We start from the raw sequence: 1,418 nt of genomic DNA, 5'->3' as shown, positions 1-1,418 counted from the left end.
ACAGGGGTCCCGTTGCAGGAGAAGTCTGTCATCACTCGGGTGGTCGCGGTAGCGGCGGGGGTGTTCGCGCCGGGGCATCTGGGTGAGTTGACCCAGATCGTGGACTTCGCGCTGGTGGACGCGGTGCTCGCGGAGACCCGGGCGGTGCAGCGGCGGGTGCGGCTGTTGCCGGCGCGGGTGGTGGTGTACTTCGTGCTCGCGTTGGCACTGTTCGAGGGCTGCGGCTATCGGGCGGTGTGGGACAAACTGACCTGCGCGCTGGACGGGCTCGCCCTGGTCCGTCCGCACTCCTCGTCGCTGTCCCGGGCCAGACGGCGGCTCGGCGCGAGGCCGCTCAAGGCGCTCTTCGAGGCCTTGGCCGGGCCGGTCGCCTGGCGTGACACGGCGGGCGCGTACTGGTGCGGGATGCGGACGGTGGCCTTCGACGGCACCAGCCTGCAACTGCCGGACCGGGACCCGGTCACCGCGCGGTTCCCCAAGCGTCGGGGCGAGGAGCGCGAGTTCGGTTACCCGCTGCTGCGGCTGGTCACCCTGGTCGAGACCGGTACCCGCGCGGTTATCGCCGCCGCTTTCGGACCCGAGGAGGACGGCGAACTCGCCTATGCCCAGCACCTATTGCGCCACCTCACCACGCGGATGCTGGTCCTGGCGGACGCCGGCTTCGACGCCTGGGAGTTCCTACGTGACATCCAGGCCACCGGCGCGCACTTCCTGGTGCGTTCCTCCGCCCGCCGCTGCCCGACCATCCAGCTGCGGCTTCCGGACGGCTCCTACCTGGCCCGCCTTGGCTACGGCAAGCTGCCCGTACGCATCATCGAGGCATGGATCACCGTCACCCTGGAGGACGGGACCGTCCGCCGCGAGCAGTGGCGGCTGGTCACCAGCCTGCTGGACCCCGCCCGCCACCCCGCCGACCGGCTCGTGACGCTGTATCACGAGAGGTGGCAGGCGGAGACCGCCTTCGCGAGCTTGAAGGCGACCTTGCTGGACGGCCGGGTCCTGCGCTCCGGGCATCCCGTCGACCTGGAGCAGGAGGTCTGGGGCGTCCTCGCCGTCTACCAGGCGCTGATCAGAACCGCCGCGGACGCCGCGGCCGACCAGCGGGGCCTGGACATGGACCGTGTCAGCTTCACCGTCGCCCTGAATGCCGCCCGCGACCAGGTGACTCTGGCCGCCGGAGTCGTTCTCGACGGCCCCGTTCGCTTGGTCGGCGCCATCGGCCGAGCCCTGCTGGCCAACCTGCTGCCCGAGCGGCACCGCCAGCGCATGAAGGCCAGGAGCCTGAAATCGGCCAGCAAGTACGCCTCCAACCACGGCAAACACCCCGCCACCGCCCAGAACTACACCCTCCATACCGAGGTCAAGATCATGGAAGACGGGCTTGCAACTCGCCCACGACGCTAAACGCAGCGGCGTTG

General features: G+C 70.3%; 1 protein-coding gene. It reads left to right on the top strand.

The annotated features are described in order from the left end of the window. Positions 1-1,404 (top strand): IS4 family transposase (locus ACGF12_RS38570; RefSeq protein ID WP_393041336.1); only part of this gene is annotated, 1,404 nt, incomplete at its 5' end. Between the last annotated feature and the right edge of the window lie 14 nt (positions 1,405-1,418).

Origin of the sequence: Kitasatospora sp. NPDC048296 (assembly GCF_043201815.1) — a bacterium.
Classification (GTDB): domain Bacteria; phylum Actinomycetota; class Actinomycetes; order Streptomycetales; family Streptomycetaceae; genus Kitasatospora.
The sequence above is the reverse complement of the archived record's forward strand: the minus strand, read 5'-3'. Positions and strand labels throughout refer to the sequence as shown.